The sequence below is a fragment of the Clostridium hydrogeniformans DSM 21757 genome (genome assembly GCF_000686705.1).
GTDB classification, from domain to species: domain Bacteria; phylum Bacillota; class Clostridia; order Clostridiales; family Clostridiaceae; genus Clostridium_Z; species Clostridium_Z hydrogeniformans.
Genome location: NZ_KK366004.1, coordinates 502,275 through 518,909, shown reverse-complemented (window position 1 = coordinate 518,909; position 16,635 = coordinate 502,275). Strand labels below are relative to the sequence as shown.

At 32.6% G+C, this 16,635-nt stretch carries 18 protein-coding genes and 1 riboswitch; all 18 genes read right to left on the bottom strand.

Going from position 1 to position 16,635, the window contains the following annotated elements; translation table 11 throughout:
• Positions 1 to 3: 3 nt before the first annotated feature.
• Positions 4 to 1,092 carry an ethanolamine utilization protein EutH gene (gene eutH / locus BR69_RS0115650; RefSeq protein ID WP_027634029.1) on the bottom strand — a complete coding sequence of 363 codons (1,089 nt, stop codon included), beginning with the start codon at positions 1,090 to 1,092 and terminating at the stop codon, positions 4 to 6.
• Positions 1,093 to 1,116: 24 nt separating this feature from the next.
• Positions 1,117 to 1,665, bottom strand: a complete 549-nt coding sequence (locus BR69_RS0115645) for a BMC domain-containing protein (protein WP_027634028.1) — start codon at positions 1,663 to 1,665, stop codon at positions 1,117 to 1,119.
• On the bottom strand, positions 1,658 to 1,930 hold the full coding sequence (locus BR69_RS0115640; protein WP_027634027.1) for a EutN/CcmL family microcompartment protein: 273 nt from the start codon (positions 1,928 to 1,930) through the stop codon (positions 1,658 to 1,660). Before BR69_RS0115640 ends, BR69_RS0115645 begins: the two co-directional genes overlap by 8 nt.
• Positions 1,931 to 1,946: 16 nt before the next feature.
• Complete coding sequence (locus BR69_RS0115635) at positions 1,947 to 2,627, bottom strand: TIGR02536 family ethanolamine utilization protein (RefSeq protein ID WP_027634026.1); 681 nt, start codon at positions 2,625 to 2,627, stop codon at positions 1,947 to 1,949.
• Positions 2,628 to 2,649: 22 nt separating this feature from the next.
• Complete coding sequence (gene eutD, locus BR69_RS0115630; RefSeq protein WP_027634025.1) at positions 2,650 to 3,276, bottom strand: ethanolamine utilization phosphate acetyltransferase EutD; 627 nt, start codon at positions 3,274 to 3,276, stop codon at positions 2,650 to 2,652.
• A gap of 10 nt (positions 3,277 to 3,286) precedes the next feature.
• Positions 3,287 to 4,045 (bottom strand): ethanolamine utilization cobalamin adenosyltransferase, encoded by a 759-nt coding sequence (locus tag BR69_RS0115625; protein WP_027634024.1) that lies wholly within the window; start codon positions 4,043 to 4,045, stop codon positions 3,287 to 3,289.
• 64 nt (positions 4,046 to 4,109) lie between these two features.
• Positions 4,110 to 4,394 carry an ethanolamine utilization microcompartment protein EutM gene (gene eutM / locus BR69_RS0115620; protein ID WP_027634023.1) on the bottom strand — a complete coding sequence of 95 codons (285 nt, stop codon included), beginning with the start codon at positions 4,392 to 4,394 and terminating at the stop codon, positions 4,110 to 4,112.
• 60 nt (positions 4,395 to 4,454) lie between these two features.
• Positions 4,455 to 5,930, bottom strand: a complete 1,476-nt coding sequence (locus BR69_RS20695; RefSeq protein ID WP_051623643.1) for an acetaldehyde dehydrogenase (acetylating) — start codon at positions 5,928 to 5,930, stop codon at positions 4,455 to 4,457.
• Complete coding sequence (locus BR69_RS22325) at positions 5,930 to 6,589, bottom strand: BMC domain-containing protein (RefSeq protein ID WP_027634022.1); 660 nt, start codon at positions 6,587 to 6,589, stop codon at positions 5,930 to 5,932. Before BR69_RS22325 ends, BR69_RS20695 begins: the two co-directional genes overlap by 1 nt.
• A 12-nt stretch (positions 6,590 to 6,601) precedes the next feature.
• Positions 6,602 to 7,255, bottom strand: coding sequence for an ethanolamine utilization microcompartment protein EutL (eutL, locus tag BR69_RS0115605; RefSeq protein WP_027634021.1), 654 nt, complete (start codon positions 7,253 to 7,255; stop codon positions 6,602 to 6,604).
• Positions 7,256 to 7,271: 16 nt separating this feature from the next.
• Entirely contained in the window at positions 7,272 to 8,156 is an 885-nt protein-coding gene (eutC, locus tag BR69_RS0115600; RefSeq protein ID WP_027634020.1) for an ethanolamine ammonia-lyase subunit EutC, read from the bottom strand.
• A 14-nt stretch (positions 8,157 to 8,170) separates the two neighbouring features.
• Complete coding sequence (locus BR69_RS0115595; RefSeq protein WP_027634019.1) at positions 8,171 to 9,535, bottom strand: ethanolamine ammonia-lyase subunit EutB; 1,365 nt, start codon at positions 9,533 to 9,535, stop codon at positions 8,171 to 8,173.
• An 18-nt stretch (positions 9,536 to 9,553) separates the two neighbouring features.
• Positions 9,554 to 10,987, bottom strand: a complete 1,434-nt coding sequence (gene eutA, locus BR69_RS0115590; protein ID WP_027634018.1) for an ethanolamine ammonia-lyase reactivating factor EutA — start codon at positions 10,985 to 10,987, stop codon at positions 9,554 to 9,556.
• Between the two features lie 120 nt (positions 10,988 to 11,107).
• Positions 11,108 to 12,529 (bottom strand): sensor histidine kinase, encoded by a 1,422-nt coding sequence (locus BR69_RS0115585; protein ID WP_034850011.1) that lies wholly within the window; start codon positions 12,527 to 12,529, stop codon positions 11,108 to 11,110.
• On the bottom strand, positions 12,522 to 13,094 hold the full coding sequence (locus tag BR69_RS0115580) for an ANTAR domain-containing response regulator (RefSeq protein ID WP_027634016.1): 573 nt from the start codon (positions 13,092 to 13,094) through the stop codon (positions 12,522 to 12,524). Before BR69_RS0115580 ends, BR69_RS0115585 begins: the two co-directional genes overlap by 8 nt.
• An 18-nt stretch (positions 13,095 to 13,112) precedes the next feature.
• On the bottom strand, positions 13,113 to 13,547 hold the full coding sequence (locus tag BR69_RS0115575; RefSeq protein WP_027634015.1) for a EutP/PduV family microcompartment system protein: 435 nt from the start codon (positions 13,545 to 13,547) through the stop codon (positions 13,113 to 13,115).
• A 9-nt stretch (positions 13,548 to 13,556) separates the two neighbouring features.
• The gene (locus tag BR69_RS0115570) at positions 13,557 to 13,904 is read right to left on the bottom strand and encodes a BMC domain-containing protein (RefSeq protein WP_027634014.1); all 348 of its coding nucleotides are present in this window, start codon (positions 13,902 to 13,904) and stop codon (positions 13,557 to 13,559) included.
• Positions 13,905 to 14,086: 182 nt separating this feature from the next.
• Positions 14,087 to 15,226, bottom strand: a complete 1,140-nt coding sequence (locus tag BR69_RS0115565) for a 1-propanol dehydrogenase PduQ (RefSeq protein ID WP_027634013.1) — start codon at positions 15,224 to 15,226, stop codon at positions 14,087 to 14,089.
• Between the two features lie 501 nt (positions 15,227 to 15,727).
• Positions 15,728 to 15,916: riboswitch (cobalamin riboswitch) on the bottom strand.
• Positions 15,917 to 16,635 lie beyond the last annotated feature (719 nt).

The following is a 16,635-nucleotide window of genomic DNA, read 5'->3' as shown; positions in this document are numbered from 1 at the left end:
ATATTATGCCTCCTTTCCTACCATCTTATTAGCTATAAATACAGCTACTACTACTGCTGTAACACCCGCTACAAGTTTTCCAACTATCATAGGGAATATCATGTCCTTTGCAACTCCTGCAACGAATCCTAAGTGATCTCCAAATACAAAGGATGCTGAAACTGCAAAAGCAACGTTTATTATCTTTCCTTTAGCGTTCATGTCCTTCATCATTCCAAACATTGGGATACTGTTTGCAAGGGATGCTACCATTCCAGCTGCTGCTACATCATTCATTCCTAATAATTGTCCAAGCTTCATTAAAGGTTTCTTAAATACCTTAGTTATAACATATACCATTGGGAATGCTCCTGCTAATACTACTGCTATATCTGAAACTACGTGGAATCCTTCTGATATAGGTGCCATTCCTGGTATTATTACTATTCCAGTTAACTTTTCAACAACTGCTGATGCAAGTCCTAAAGTTATTATAATTACTACAAATTTTCCGAAGTATGTAAATCCTTTTATTATCTTATCTGGAATCTTCCAAAGACCTATTGCAATTAATGCTGCAAATAATATTATTGGTACTAAATTCTTTAATATCATAACTATAGAATATCCTGCTGTTAATCCTCCAGCTATTGCTCCAAGAGGTATTGTAATTATTCCTGCAAGTACTCCTGTAGCTAAGAACTTATGATCTTCTTTCTTTATGATTCCAAGAGCTACTGGTATTGTGAACACTATAGTTGGTCCCATCATAGCTCCTAATATAACCCCTGCAAACATACCAGCTTCTGGAGTATTTGCAAGCTCTACAGCTAATTGGAATCCACCCATATCATTTGCAAGTAAAGTCGTTGCAAACATAGCTGGGTCTGCTCCTAAAGCATTGTAAAATGGTACTACTATTGGCTTTAACACATTAGAAAGTACTGGAGCAAGACATATAACTCCTACCATGGCAAGAGTTAAGGATCCCATTGCCATAAATCCTTCCTCCATCTTTTCTCCTAAGCCAAACTTATTATCTAAGCACTTATCTATAGCACCTAATACCATGAATATAACCATTAAATAAATTATAATATCGTTTATTCCCATGAATAATCTCCCTTCAAATTAGACTTATAATATACTATCTATTACTAAAGAACTTGGAGAAGGGATAATTGAATAATGAATAAGCTTCTTACTATCAATAGATTTTAAAGCCTCTTTTATCCCTTCCTCCACATCACTTACTGAACCTGAAACAATAAAAATCAGCTTTCCGCCTATACCAAAAGCCATATTTATTTTTAAAATATCAATATTAGAAAATTTCAGCGCCTTATCTAAGGCTACTATTCCCATAGATACATTAGTGGTTTCAAAGGTTCCAAGCGCCTCTATTTCCTCTGGCTTTTCTCTTTTTCCCTTTAAAAATCCTACTATTCTCTCATCTATTCCATTTATAAGAAAGGTATCTGATATAAAACCATGTCCACTCTCTTTTCCAGTGCTTATAGCTTCATACACCTCTTCAGAATCACCACTTATTATGACAAGAAACTTTCCGGGACATATGGGTCTTGAAATGAGTATAGTAACATAAGATTTTTTAACCATTAAGTCACATACCTCTATTCCCTTACTTAAGCTTCTAAATTCAATGCCCCCTATGGCTTTAGTCATCACTAACATCTATGGAATCTATTATTCCAACAATTGCTGCATCCACTGGTACATTTTCATTTTCAATTGAAACTCTAGCTGCACTACCTGTAGTAATAAGTACATAATCACCATGTCCTGCTCCTACATTGTCAGCAGCTACAAGAAGTTCATCTTTTTCCTTAGATTTACTTTCCATTCTTTTTACAACTAGAAATTTTTGACCACATAACTTTTCATCTTTTCTAGTAGCCCATACATTACCTACAACTTTTCCTATTATCATAATAATTTTACTCCTATTAAACTCTTTTAAGTTTTAATTGATGAATTCTTACAAAGTCCACTGCTAGAGGGGTTACTAAAGACTTTTTAGATATTACAACTTCTTTTGTACCCTTCATATACATCTTTCTTAAATCTGATTCAGTGATAAGCTTTTTACCTTTAAATAGAAAATCTTCTGCACTCTTCTCATTATCTAAATTAGAAGTTTTTTCTTCAATTTTATTTAATGATTCATTATTTGACTTTCCTTCTATTTCATCTAGAGAGGAAATTATATTTATTCCAAAGGTTTTTATTTTTTCTTCAAAACCTCTATACATATTCCAAAGAGCTTCTGGTGCTCTTCCTTTATACTTTTTATATTCTATTCCATCTTCTAACATATAAACCTTCTTGCCTTTTAATAACATTATAGATAGGAACTTATGAGATTCCTCACTACAAATTCCATTAGCTAGGTTTGAAAGAAGCTTTATACAAGTTCTTGGAATTATGATCTTATCACAGTCTCTAAGATCTTCGCTAAAATATTGGATACTATACTTATGATTTAACTTTTCCTCTATATCTTTATAAGGTGTTGTAGCTAGTATTACTACCTTTTCCTTATTATTGATTTCTTCCTTATTGTTTAAATCACTTATCCTTTTAGCTACTTCCTTAGTTATCATATCAACTAATTTTTCAAAATCCACTGAGATAACCTCCTTGGTGAATTTATTTAATAATTTTTGCTAAAGTTCCCTTTGAGAAACCACAAGCATTAGCTTCATCATAGTCTATATGCATATATGTTCTAAAGTTTTCACTTACTCTAATAACTACATCATCAAAGATTAGCGGTCTACTGCTAAGTATTTTAACCTTAACTATTTCCTTATTAGAAACATTAAACTTCTTAGCATCTTCTGGAGTAATGTGTATATGTCTCTTTGCTGCGATTACTCCCTTATCTTTTTTAATCACCTTATCTCCAACTACAATTATAACTGAAGGAGTTCCTTCTATATCTCCACTCTCTCTAACTGGTGCTTTTATTCCTAAAGCTAAAGAGTCTGTTAAAGATACCTCAACTTGAGTTTCTTTTCTTTCTGGTCCTAAAACAACTACATTACTTATAGATCCCTTAGGTCCAATTATAGTAACTCTTTCCTTACAAGCATATTGTCCTGGTTGAGAAAGATCCTTTATCTTTGTAAGTTCATATCCTTCACCAAATAAGGCATCTATGTCTTTTCTACTTAAGTGAATATGTCTTCCAGAGGCTTCAACTTCTATAAAAGCTTCTTCCTTTACCTTCTTTACAACTTCCTTCACTAAGTTCTCTAATAAAAGATTATCCATCTTTTACCTCCTACTTTTGTTTATACTTCATTGTTCTATATTTGAACATCATTATCCAAAATAAAGATGATAGCCTATTTAAGGCTCTTATTATATCTACTCTTTCTACCATACCATACTCATTCTTAAAGGCTTTTAATGCACTAAGTTCTACTTCCCTCGTTAAAGTCCTTAAAGAATTTAGGGCTATAACTACTTCACCCATAGTATAATCTGGGGTAAAATGAGACATTCCAAAATATTTTTCGGGATAATGAGATTTTTCTCTTAATTCTTCCTTTGTCATTCCCTGAAGGTTAAATTCTAAAAGTTCTTCTTCAAGAACTTCACATCTTAAAATTCTACGGACAAAGTCTAGTATTTCCTGAAGATCTTTAATAACTAAAGCCTCACCTAATTTATTACATAATATTTGAGTTTCAAGTATTTTACTCTCTAAAGTATCTACTTTTCCCCTAAATAATATTCTATTATGATCTTTAAAAACCAATGTATTTCCTTTTAGGTGGGTCATATGTTCAGGCTTTTCCTTAAGATGAGCTCCAAATATTGTTTCATATTTATATTCATCAATAATTACCTTTTCTTCTTTTTCATCCTTTTTTTCTTCTATTACATCCACATATTTTAATTCTATGTTATGCTCTGTTAAAAAGGATTTAGCAGAAGGGGTAACTATGTCTTTTTTTAAAACTTGAAGTTCTTTTAACTCTTTTAAGTTATCTTTCTTCAATCGTTTTCTGAGTTCACTTTCTGTAATAAGGCTCATTGTCTCACATCCCTTACTAGATGTATAGATGTGCTGAAAATTTCAGCACATCTATTTTAAAATATTATTCAGTAACCTTTGGTAGTATAGCGTCTACTTCAAAGTGTGGTCTTGGTATTACGTGAACAGATACTAATTCTCCAACTCTTTCAGCAGCTGCTGCTCCTGCATCTGTAGCAGCCTTAACAGCTCCTACATCTCCTCTTACCATAACTGTTACTAGTCCGCCTCCTACTTGCTCTTTTCCAACAAGTGTTACGTTAGCAGCCTTAACCATTGCGTCTGCTGCCTCTATTGCTCCTACTAATCCTTTAGTTTCTATCATTCCTAATGCGTTTGCGCTTGCCATAATAAAATTCCTCCTTAAGATTAAATAAATTTATTTTTTTATTTTAATTATTTTGATTTACTATTTTAATTCAGCTAATATTTTCTTTACTAATAAGTTTATTAGCTCTTCATTTTGAGAAACATTTCCTAAAGTTTCTGAAGTCTTAACTTCTTCAACCTTATCTCCTCTTAGGTCCTCTATTTCACGAACTCCATAAGTTATTCTCTTAATGTTAATTAAGTTTAGTGGTCCTATGTTGTCAGAAGTTGAACTTCCACCAACAGCTCCACATCCTAGAGTAAGAGCTGGTACTATGTTAGTTGAAGCTCCTATTCCACCTAAAGTTCCTGGAGTATTAACAAGTACTCTTGAAACTGGAACTCTAAGTCCAAATTCTCTTATTACTTCTTGGTTTTCAGAGTGAATTCCACAAGTATGTCCTGCACCCTCATTGTTTAATACTTCTACACATCTTTCAATAGCATTTTCTAAGTTCTTTTCTACATAGAATGCTAAGATTGGTGCAAGTTTTTCTCTTGAGTATGGTGCCTTAGGTCCAACTTCTGTTTCATAAGCAATTAACACTCTTGCTCCCTTTGGAACATCAATGTTTGCAAGTTTTGCTATTGTTTCAACACTCTTACCAACTATTTGAGGATTCATTGTTCCATTAGCTCTCATTATATATTTAGAAAGCTGAACACTCTGCTCCTTAGTTAAGAAGTATGCTCCTTGCTTTTTAAGCTCATTAACTACAGTCTCTTCCATACATTCTTCAACTATTATGGATTGCTCTGATGCACAGATTGTTCCATTATCAAAAGTTTTAGAATCTAATATTCTCTTAACTGCTAAAGAAACATTAGCACTCTTTTCTATAAATGCTGGACCATTTCCTGGACCAACTCCTATAGCTGGTGTTCCTGAAGAATAAGCAGCCTTAACCATTGCTGAACCACCTGTAGCTAATATTACTGATACATCATTATGCTTCATTAATACATCAGTAGCTTGCATAGTAGGTACAGTTATACATAATATAGCGTCTTTTGGACATCCAGCTTTTTCTGCTGCTTCACTTATTACTTTAACTGTTTCTAATATACAGTTCTTAGCACCTGGGTGTGGAGAAAATACTATAGTATTTCCTGTTTTTATTGATATCATAGCTTTATATATAGCTGTAGATGTAGGGTTAGTTGAAGGTATTAATCCAGCTACAACTCCCATTGGAACTCCAACTTCCATTACCTTCTTTTCCTTATCATCACTTAAAATACCAACAGTTTTTAAATCTTTCATAGACTCATATACTGATTTAGATGCAAATGTATTTTTTATTACCTTATCTTCCCACTTACCAAATCCAGTTTCTTCATTTGCCATTTTAGCAAGTTTAACTGCATTTTCATATCCTGCATCAGATATAGCCTTTGTTATTTTATCTAATTGCTCTTGGCTCATTTTAGCAAGTTCTTTTTGAGCCTTCTTAGCTCTAGCTATTAAGTTTCTTACCTCTTGTATAGAAACAAGATCTTTATCTAATAATTCCATTAGCTTTCCTCCTTAAGAAAATCCGATATCTTTTCTATCAGCATATCTTTTTTCGCAAATTTAATTTGCTTATTTGTCATAGATGAAATCTTAAGTTTTGAGGCTAGTCTTCTAAGATCTTTAACCTTTAAATCCTTAAGTTCTTCTATGGAAGGAATCTTATCTATATTATTTGAAGAATCCTTCATGTCTGTTTCATCCTTAGATGTCAAGATTATTTCTGCCTTATTCACTTCTTCAGGAGTAGCCTTATTAACTACGGCTTCTGTAGTTAAGGTATCTTCTTTATCTAAGGATTTTATCTCCTCTAATTCTTCTTTAAAAGAATCCTTAGAACTATTATCTGCCATATCTATATGACCATTTTTATCTTCACTATCTTTCTTATCTTTTAAAAGTATCTTTAATGTGTCCTCATGTAATCTTGGGATTACATGACTGTGACGGAATACTTGAAGTTTTTCTGATGCCTTAGCTCCTGCATCTACTGCTGATTGTACAGCTCCAACATCTCCTGTTATTTTAACGGTAACTATACCACCTTTTATCTTTTCACAGCCTATAAGTTCTACATTAGCAGCCTTTAAAGCAGAATCTGCTGCTTCAATAGCTCCTAAGTATCCTATTACTTCAATTAATCCTAAAGCTTTTATATCCATTAGCTATCCTTATTAATAGTTTGTTGGATTTTCAGCAACAAATTGTACAGCATCTGCAAAAGCATCACAAGCTGCCTTACATGCTGATTGGCTTCCTGTAAGTAGGGCTCCTCCAAAGTTAGTTTCTGATGGAGGTCCAAATAAAGTAGCCATTCTAACATCTGCTGCCTTTAAAGCTGCATCTAAAGCATACATTGCTTCAAGTGGAGGAGCTATTAAATAAGCTAAGGCTTCTCCTTCGTTTATACCTGCTACCTTAGAAAGATAAGAACCTGTTCTAGATACACAGTGTGCATAATATGGTATAGATCCATCTTCATTTGCACTTATAAAATGAGATCCATTTTCCATAAAATCAAGTACTGCATTCATTCCACTTCTAACTTCTGCTGGGTTAGGTCCTGCAATTATTCCTATAACTTCTCCAGCTAGCTTTGTGGATGCGTTTCCTGCTCCACCATACATAGATTTTGCATAAACAACCTCTACATCAGCAGCCTTTGTTGCTTCATCTAAAGCTGTATAAGTAACATCATCACAGTCAGCAGTTATTAACCCAAGACTTTTATGATGTGGTTCAAGTTCTAATTTTTCTGCCATTTCTGGGCTTACATTTGATATTAGTTTTACGCCTAGAACAGCTGGGGTAATTGCTTGATGTTTCATATGTTTCCCTCCATCCTTAAAGTTTTAAATCTATTCCAGATGCCTTTTTATCTATCATAGTCTTTATAAGTTCTGCTACGTGAGCTCCAGCTTCAACTGCTGTAGTTCCACCACTATGGATGTTTGATATAACAGTTCTTCTAGCTTCTGGCATATTAACTGTTGGCTTATATGCTATATATGCACTCATAGACTCTGCAGTTACAAGACCTGGTCTTTCTCCTACTAGAAGACAAACAACGTCTGCTCCTGTAACTTCACCTACAGGGTCCATAGCAGGTACTCTACAGTGTTTTACAAATAAGATTTCTCCCATTTCAAGACCATAAACCTTAAGTCCTTGCTTTATAGCTGGAAGTATGTCTTCAAGGTTTGCTTCTATAGCAGCGGAGCTTAATCCATCTCCAACCATTACTTGAACCTTTTTACCAGTTCCACACTTCTCTTTTATAGTTTTAAGAGTTTCCTCTGAAAACTTTCTTCCAAGGTCAGGACGAGTTATGTATTCATCCTTATCCTTACATAGAGTTTCAACTGATATTAAGTTGTTCTTCTTAACAAAGTCTTCAGAAACATAAGAGAAAACTGAGTCTTGTGCTGCTGCATGGTCTGCTCTAACTCTTAATGCAGTTATAGTCTTATATCTAGCACCTGCTCTTCCAACTCCAAGTCTTGCTGGAGTTTTAGCCTTCATCTTAAGATATCCTTCTTCATCCTTTGGATTTTCAACAAGAAGCTGTTTCTTTAAATCTATTTCTGTAATGTCTGGAAGACACTCATCGCTGTTTACTAAAGATTCAGCACATTGTTTAGTAGCTTTTTCTATAGTTTCTTTATTGGTTTCTCCAACCATTTCTGTTAATAGTTTTTCTACCATTTCTTTTAATTGATTTTCATTCATAAATTACAGTCCTCCTATCCTAAGAATATGGATGCATCTCCAGCCTTGCTTGTAAGCTTACCATTTTCAACAAATCCCATTTTTTCCATCCAGCTTTCGAATTCCTTTGTAGGTTTTAATCCTAAAAGTTCTCTTAAAGCTGCTGTCTCATGGTATCCAGTTGTTTGATAGTTAAGCATTACGTCGTCTCCATGAGGAATTCCCATAAAGTAAGTACATCCTGCTGTAGAAAGTAGTACTGATAGATTCTCTATATCATTTTGGTCAGCTTTCATGTGGTTTGTGTAACAAGCATCACATCCCATTGGTATTCCTGTAAGTTTACCCATGAAGTGGTCTTCAAGACCTGCTCTTGTAACTTCCTTAGCATCATATAAATACTCTGGTCCTATAAATCCAACAACAGTGTTTACTAAGAATGGATCAAATTTCTTTGCAAATCCATAACATCTAGCTTCCATTGTTACTTGGTCCACACCATGGTGTGCTTCTGAAGAAAGCTCAGAACCTTGTCCTGTTTCAAAGTACATTACGTTTGGACCTGATGCAGTTCCATGTTTTAATGCAAGTTGTCTAGCTTCTTCTATTGTGTCTGCAGTAAATCCAAAGGCTTCATTACCCTTCTGTGATCCTGCTATAGATTGGAATATTAAGTCTGATGGTGCACCTTTCTTAATAGCTTCCATTTGTGTTGTAACGTGAGCAAGTACACAAGTTTGAGTTGGTATTTCCCACTTTTGCTTAAACTCTTCAAATCTCTTTAAGACCTTAGTTACACTTTCAACAGAGTCATCAACTGGGTTTAGTCCAAGAAGAGCATCACCTATTCCAAAAGTTAAACCTTCCATTAATGAAGCTAATATTCCATCTGGGTCATCTGTTGGGTGGTTTGGTTGAAGTCTTGCAGATAAAGTTCCTGTTTCTCCTATAGTAGTATTACAGTGAGCTGTTACCTTTATCTTCTTTGCTCCATATATTAAGTCTAAGTTAGACATTATCTTAGCTACAGCAGCTACCATTTCAGAAGTTAATCCTCTAGATACTCTTCTTATATCTGCCCCTGTTGTATTTTCATCTAATATCCACTCTCTAAAATCTGATACTGTCCAGCCCTTTATTTCTCCATAAATCTTTTCATTTACTGAGTCTTGTATTATTCTTGTTACCTCATCTATTTCATAAGGTACAGCTGGATTATTTCTTAAATCTGCTAGAGTAAGGTTTGATAAAACAACCTTTGCTGCTACTCTTTCTTCTGCTGATTCTGCAGCCACCCTCGCTAATTTATCTCCTGATTTTTCTTCATTAGCTTTTGCCATTACTTCGTTTATTGTCTTAAATTCATAAACACGTCCAAATAGCCTTGTCTTTAAAATCACTTTGTATCCTCCTTCCAATTAGTTGAAAACTAATGTTTTTACAACTACAGGTAAAACTTTTCCTTCAGCAATTGGTTTTCCAATGTCGATATAATCTCCATTTTCTACCTTTATACTATCTATGCATATTACATCCTTTTTGAAATCCATTAAGGAGTAAATAGCTTGTCCAAGAACCTTTGCCATATCACTTTCTACAACAATCACTAAAGGAAGTTCTCTTGAGATAACCTCTTCAAGTCCCTTACATATACCTTCAGCATATTTCTGAATATCCTTAAAACTAGGATTTTTCTGTCCCTTAAGTCCTAAGGCTACCTTCTGAAGGTCATTCTCTAGCTTAAACCATTGTAGCTTTTCTTTTATGGCTAATTTAAATTCTTCCACCCCTTGAGATTCATCCTCTAGAGATAGTTTTATAATTGGTAAGTTCTTCATAGGGAAGCTATCTTGAGTATAAGTTATGGTGCTTCCACTTATTTCTGTGGTGTGAGAACCAGCTCCTACCACTGTGGCTCTTATAGTTTCTAGGGACTTTAAAAGTTTTAAGTCACTACATAACCTAGACTTCTTAATAGCTTCTCCCAGTAGAATCCCCACATCCCCATACTGAAAATAATCAGTAATAGGATGCTCATTATATATATAATCTGCAACTCCTCCTGAGAAGGATATGCATATTATTTTCTCTTTTAATGCTATAGATTTATTTGTTACTATATAATTGAAATAGTCATCCTGTTTTGCAAGACCAACACTGGCTTCAAGATATGTTACCATTTCATTTATAATTGGCATTAAGTTTTCTTTTGTAGCTATATCTCCAAGGTTTATATTGAAGTTTTTATCCTTTATGATTTTTTCAATCTTTGGGGATATGTAAGTTATTTTCTTTGAAGCCTTGTCTACCTTAATAAGTCTTCCACCTACATCAAGGCATCCTGTTTCTCTTACATCTCCTCTGTTAAATACAGCTAAGTTACTTGTTCCTCCACCAATGTCAATATTAACAACAGTAGTGGACCTTTCCTTTGAATAAATGTGTGCTCCTGCACCCTTTCCAGAAATAATGCTTTCAAGATCAGGTCCTGCTGTTGCCACAACAAAATCTCCTGCAAAACCACTTAAGGTATGTAAAACCTCATTGGCATTTTCTTTTCTTGCAGTTTCTCCTGTTATAATAACTGCTCCTGTCTTTATTTCATCTTTATCTATAGAAGCTTTTTTATATTCAAGTTCTACTATCTCCTTAACCTTTAAGGCATCAATTTCTGTATTAGAAATTAATGGAGTAAAGTATACCTCACTTCTATATATAATTTCCTTATCAACTATTGAAATTCTAGGTACTGAGAAGCTAGAGGCTGTATTTTCCACTATTAACTTTGAAAAAACTAACTGAGTTGTTGAAGTACCAATATCGATACCAACACTTAAAAGTTCCTCTCTCATTTTTACACCTCCAAACTAAAAAGGCTTAAAGTTATAACTTAGTAAAGGGGTTTTAACTCTCCCTTTTGTTATAACCTTAAGCCTCTTTGCTTAAATCTTAGCCACTACAACGTAGCCTAGTTACATTTTAAAGTCTATTTTCACTTTTGTTCCTCTATCACTAGAGTCTATGGATATTTCACCTCTTAATTTGTCCTTCACATAGCTTTTCACAATGGTAAGTCCAAGACTTTTACTACTTGTATCTTCTTTAAACCCTACTCCATTGTCAATTACAGCCATCTGCTTTTTATCACTATTTCCCTCAACTATTACATATATATGACCTTTTTCCTTATCCTTAAACCCATGGTCATAAGAATTTTGAATAAGTTCATTTATTATAAGGGATATAGATGTTGCTCTATCACTGTCTATTTGAAAATCTTCTCCAATAACATTGATATCTATAATCTTACTACTATTATTAAAACTTCTTTTTATATTGTTTGTTATAGCAGTTATAACTTCTATAATATTCACATTATCTGATACTTCTTGGGATAGCAACTCATGGGTCGATGCTATTGCAAGTATTCTACTTACACTTTCCTTCAAACAGTTTTTTGCCTCTTCACTTTCACACCTTCTACTTTGAAGTCTTAAAAGAGAAGCTATAGTTTGAAGATTATTTTTAACCCTATGATGTATTTCCCTTAATGCAACAGACTTAGAAACAATTTGAGCTTCTTTTTCTTTTATATCTGTTATATCCTTTATAATCACAACTAAAATTAATTCTTTATGATTTAAAAGAATTGTTTTAAAGCTAAAGTAAGATTCATTAACCTGTGCTTCCTTGGATATTATACTATTTTCCTTAGATATTAATTCTTCTAATACAGTAATAAAACTTTCACTGCCTATAAGTAAGTCATCATAATGAATATTGTAGCTCGATAAATCATATCCTAGATTTTTATAATAGGTTTCTGCCTTGAAATTTTTCACTTTTAAAAGTCCTTCATTATTGAATATTAGTATTGCATCATCTAAAAAGTTAGTTAAAGAAAAACTTAAGTTGTTTAAACTATTAAATGTAGTCATAAGTGACTCTTCATACTTAGAGTTATTCTCTAAATTAAAGTCCTTAGTTATTTCACTACTTATATCTTGCTCAAGAATTAGAACTCCTATAGTCTTACCTAAATGATCTATTGGTACTATTCTTTGTTTAACAAACTTGTTTTCTTGGGTTATTGCCTTTATATCCTTGGATGGTAATCCAGTTTCAAAAGTTTTTAAAACCCCTGGCTCTCTTTCCTTTGATGCTACTTTTCCAACTACTGTAGATGAGTATAAGGATTTACCACTTGAAGGTATTCCATGAACAAGTACTATAGCCTCTTCTTTATATTTTGATAACACATCTATAAAAATGTCACAATCATAAAAGTCAGCCATAAGATTCAGAGATTTTGATACATCTATGATTTTATTTATTTCATCTTGATTTAAATCTGTATATTTCTTTGAAAGAATATATATATCTTCATTAATCATAGGTAATTATTATAGTCTCTGCAATATTAATCATAGAACATCTCTTATCCATACTTAAACTTCTTAGCTTACTGTATGCCTCATCCTCTGTAATTTTAAGTTCCTTCATTAGAATTCCTTTTGCCTTTTCTATAACTTTTCTCTCATCTAGCTTTTTTGTTGCTTTTTTAAGTTCCACCTTTAGACTTTTAAATTCTTCTCCCCTTGATAGACACATCTCAATGGTAGGTATAAAAGATTTTTCGTCTAAGGGTTTAACCAAATATCCGAAGGCCCCAACATTTTTTGCTTTCTCAACAAAACCTTTGTCATTAAATGCAGTAAGAAGTATAATTCCTCCTGCTAGGTTCTCCATATTTATCTTTTTGCTTGCTTTAAGCCCATCTAAGATAGGCATCTGTATATCCATTATAACTAAGTCTGGTGAATATTTTCTACATAACTCAATGGCATCAAAACCATCGGAAGCTTCTCCTACTACTTCGTAGCCTTCTGCCTCTAAAATATCTCTTATATCCATTCTAGTAATAGGTTCATCATCGACTATTACAATAGTTTTTTTCATTTTAAGCATTCACCTCTGCTAAATTCCATTTAAGAATTTCTCTAATTCCTGAGTGCCTATATCCTCTTTTGGCGAGACCCTGAATATTTTTTCTGCTCCAGCATCAATTAAATATTGTTCTCTTTCCTTTAAAATATCTTCATCATCTACAAGATCAACCTTTGTAAGTATTCCTATAATAGGCTTTGAAAAACTAGCACCAAACCCTGGAGGGAAATAACTTCTATCATCTGTTACATCTTGAACAAGACCTATAACATCAGCATCAGCAGATGTTACCATAAGAGCCTGATAATAGAATCTATTTTCTATATACTCTCCTGGAGTATCAATAGCATTTTCATAACCTTCTACAGCTTGCGTCTTCTTATATTCGATTTTTATATCATGAAGCTTCTGACAAAGAGTAGTCTTCCCACTTTCGGTTCTTCCTATTAATATGAGTTTTTTCATAGCTTTCTCCTAAGTTCTTGATATTTTTGTAGAAGAAAAACTCAAAAGGTTTTCAAGCACCTCTGTAACTTCCTTTAGAGCTGATTCCACTGAAGATACATCCCCTGTTAAAACCACTGAACCACTGAATCTATCTACAAAACCTAAAGAAATCCCTGCAGCCTTTGTAGCTATATCCGCAGCTATTATAGAAGCTTCCCCAGGAGTTATAGTTAATATTCCAATTGCATTTCTTTCATTAGAAACTAGACCTAGTTTCTTATAAAGCTCCTCATTAGGGTTTGCTATTATATGAGCTAAAGTAACCTGTTTTCCAGGAACATATTCCTGAATTACTCTCTGCTTTTCGTCCTTCATAACTATCAACTACCTTTATAGTAAAATAAAAGAGGCTCTTAAAAATAAAGTTATAAAAACTCATTTTCAAGTAGCCTCATTGCTATCCAATAATTAATTCATATGCACTCCCTTGTGCATAATCAAATTATACATTTTTTTTTGTTTTTAGTCAATATATTTGTCTATGAATTTTATTAAATTTATTTTCTTATTTTTAATAAAATTTTAATAACATCTTCTTTAGTAGGATTTTTAGGATTAGTAGCTGTACATGCATCCTTAAGTGCCATTTCAGCTATCTCCTCTTTTACTTTACTAAAGTCAGCCTCTTGAACTTTGCAATCAGCTAAAGTTTTTGGCATCTTCATATCCTTTTGAAGCTTTTCTATAGCACTAATTAAACTTTTAACAGCTGATCTTACATTTCCTGCTGGAAGGTTTAAAAGTTTTGAAACCTCTGCATACTTCTTTGCAGCCTCTGAATACTTAACATCATTGTAGCCTTTAATGTCAGCATTATATTCAACTACATGAGGAAGAAGTATAGCATTAGTTCTTCCATGAGGTATGTGAAGTTTTCCACCAATAGCATGAGCTATACCATGATTTACTCCAAGAGATGCCATGTTAAATGCCATACCAGCTAAGCATGATGCGTTATGCATTTTTTCTCTTGCAACTAAGTTTCCACCATTGTTATATGCCTCTACTAGGTTTTCAAACACAAGTTTTATAGCCTTCTCTGCTAAAGCATCTGTAAAGTCATTAGCTTTAGTGGATACATAAGCTTCTAAAGCATGAGTTAGTACATCCATACCTGTATCTGCTGTTATAAAGTTTGGTACACTTTTAACAAGTTCTGGATCTAGTATTGCCACTTCTGGAACTAAGTCATCAGAAACTAGAGGATATTTAGCACCCTTTTCCTTATCTGTAATAACAGAGAAAGCTGTAACCTCTGATCCTGTTCCACTAGTAGTTGGTATTGCAATAAACTCAACTTCCTTAGTATTAGCTATTTTTAATGAAAAATCCTTTATTGCCTTGGCAGCATCTATGGCAGATCCCCCTCCAAGAGCTATTAAAATGTCCGGATTAATTTTCGACATTTCCTCTATACCCTTAACAACAGTTTCAATAGGAGGGTCTGGTACTATATCACTAAATATAGAGTATTCTACCTTATTGCTTTCTAAAGGATTTACAATATTGTCTATCATTCCTGACTTTACCATGAAAGGATCTGTAACTATAAATACTTTCTTTTCCTTTATAGTATGTAAAACTTCCAAAGCTCCTTGTCCAAAATACACCTTAGTTTTTATACTAAAATTATTCATTCTTTATCCCCTTTCCTCAAATTATTAAAATAATTTTATTTATCCTATACTCTGCAATTCTAACAACTATATTTTTAGAGCTGAAAATAAAAATTGCACAGTATATAACCTAATTTAACTACAATTCATACAGAGTAAAAACTAGAACCAAATTAAGTCTCATTTTATAAAACATATTCTGTAAGATAAAAAAAGGGTGCTCCATAGATATCTATGGAGCACCCTTGCTCATCCACTTCATTGTGTTTAATCTTAATATACTATTTAAAAAAAGTATTGTCAACATGTATATATCACCCTTGATATATACATGAGACCACTTATTCTACCATTAAAATCTCCATTGATTTTATAAATCTTCATTGATTATATTTATATAGTAGAATAGAACAATGTACTATTTTAGGTCTAATTAAAATAAAAATTCCACAGAAACCCTCTGTGGAATGCATAATATACATAACAATATTATGCTTAGTCCTCCCTCCGAAGAAAAGCTTTCTCAAGTCACACTACTTAATAAGTATCCTGGCTTTCGTTTCAACCTTAGAGTTCCTTCCCAGAAAATATTCCAGTGGTTATAACTCCTCGTCCACGATTACAGTAGCGGGGGCTGCTATGGTTTCTCACCATATTCCTTATATAAATAGTACATATTCATTTATATTTATCTTACAATGTGATTATATCAAAGTAATGTTATTTATTCAACAATAATCTGTAATTTTATTTTTAATCTTTATCAGACAATAGTTCAATGATTTTTTATCTATCTTAATTATATATTAGTATCATTTATTAATTAAATTATCTTGTCTAAACTCATCATATTATTATATGTTATCCTTATACAGTATTATATTTTTTTCTATACTCTTCAATAGGTTGTCTATATTTTAAAAAATCATAAAACCTATATTGTTAGTCCTTTAATTAAAGAGATCTATATTTAAAAAGTTTACAAATAGTTTTATTCCTTTATTTAGTTTAACAAAGGAATTTCTTTAAATTAACTTAAAATATCTTAAATTAAGTTAAATTATACTAAATTTTTTATTACTTATATACTATACTCATTATAACACTGTTTTTTACAGCTTTTCTTTTAAAGCTTTAACTTCCATGGTAAAAACTATTTTAAATATACAATAACCGTAGTTATAGCCTTTTTTATTCTTAGTATATGTAAACTAAATTCTTAGTAGCTGCATTTTGTAATTTTAATTACTAAAAACAATTGTGATTACTTATACTAAACTGCAGTTACTTTTTTTATAAACCCCAGCCTTTAAGCTTCTACCTTAACACCTTATTAATATAGGATTACAGCATAATTTATTAAAAATATTTTTTTATAAAAATATTGATTTTTTCTTCTAAAATATATATAATATTTCTTGTTGTTTAGA

What these genes read in the sequence shown, in the direction of transcription:
- eutH (WP_027634029.1), bottom strand. Translation starts at nt 1,092, where the DNA reads ATGGGAATAAACGATATTATAATTTATTTAATGGTTATATTCATGGTA.
- BR69_RS0115645 (WP_027634028.1), bottom strand. Translation starts at nt 1,665, where the DNA reads ATGACTAAAGCCATAGGGGGCATTGAATTTAGAAGCTTAAGTAAGGGA.
- BR69_RS0115640 (WP_027634027.1), bottom strand. Translation starts at nt 1,930, where the DNA reads ATGATAATAGGAAAAGTTGTAGGTAATGTATGGGCTACTAGAAAAGAT.
- eutD (WP_027634025.1), bottom strand. Translation starts at nt 3,276, where the DNA reads ATGGATAATCTTTTATTAGAGAACTTAGTGAAGGAAGTTGTAAAGAAG.
- BR69_RS0115625 (WP_027634024.1), bottom strand. Translation starts at nt 4,045, where the DNA reads ATGAGCCTTATTACAGAAAGTGAACTCAGAAAACGATTGAAGAAAGAT.
- eutM (WP_027634023.1), bottom strand. Translation starts at nt 4,394, where the DNA reads ATGGCAAGCGCAAACGCATTAGGAATGATAGAAACTAAAGGATTAGTA.
- BR69_RS20695 (WP_051623643.1), bottom strand. Translation starts at nt 5,930, where the DNA reads ATGGAATTATTAGATAAAGATCTTGTTTCTATACAAGAGGTAAGAAAC.
- BR69_RS22325 (WP_027634022.1), bottom strand. Translation starts at nt 6,589, where the DNA reads ATGGATATAAAAGCTTTAGGATTAATTGAAGTAATAGGATACTTAGGA.
- eutL (WP_027634021.1), bottom strand. Translation starts at nt 7,255, where the DNA reads ATGAAACATCAAGCAATTACCCCAGCTGTTCTAGGCGTAAAACTAATA.
- eutC (WP_027634020.1), bottom strand. Translation starts at nt 8,156, where the DNA reads ATGAATGAAAATCAATTAAAAGAAATGGTAGAAAAACTATTAACAGAA.
- eutA (WP_027634018.1), bottom strand. Translation starts at nt 10,987, where the DNA reads ATGAGAGAGGAACTTTTAAGTGTTGGTATCGATATTGGTACTTCAACA.
- BR69_RS0115585 (WP_034850011.1), bottom strand. Translation starts at nt 12,529, where the DNA reads ATGATTAATGAAGATATATATATTCTTTCAAAGAAATATACAGATTTA.
- BR69_RS0115580 (WP_027634016.1), bottom strand. Translation starts at nt 13,094, where the DNA reads ATGAAAAAAACTATTGTAATAGTCGATGATGAACCTATTACTAGAATG.
- BR69_RS0115575 (WP_027634015.1), bottom strand. Translation starts at nt 13,547, where the DNA reads ATGAAAAAACTCATATTAATAGGAAGAACCGAAAGTGGGAAGACTACT.
- BR69_RS0115570 (WP_027634014.1), bottom strand. Translation starts at nt 13,904, where the DNA reads ATGAAGGACGAAAAGCAGAGAGTAATTCAGGAATATGTTCCTGGAAAA.
- BR69_RS0115565 (WP_027634013.1), bottom strand. Translation starts at nt 15,226, where the DNA reads ATGAATAATTTTAGTATAAAAACTAAGGTGTATTTTGGACAAGGAGCT.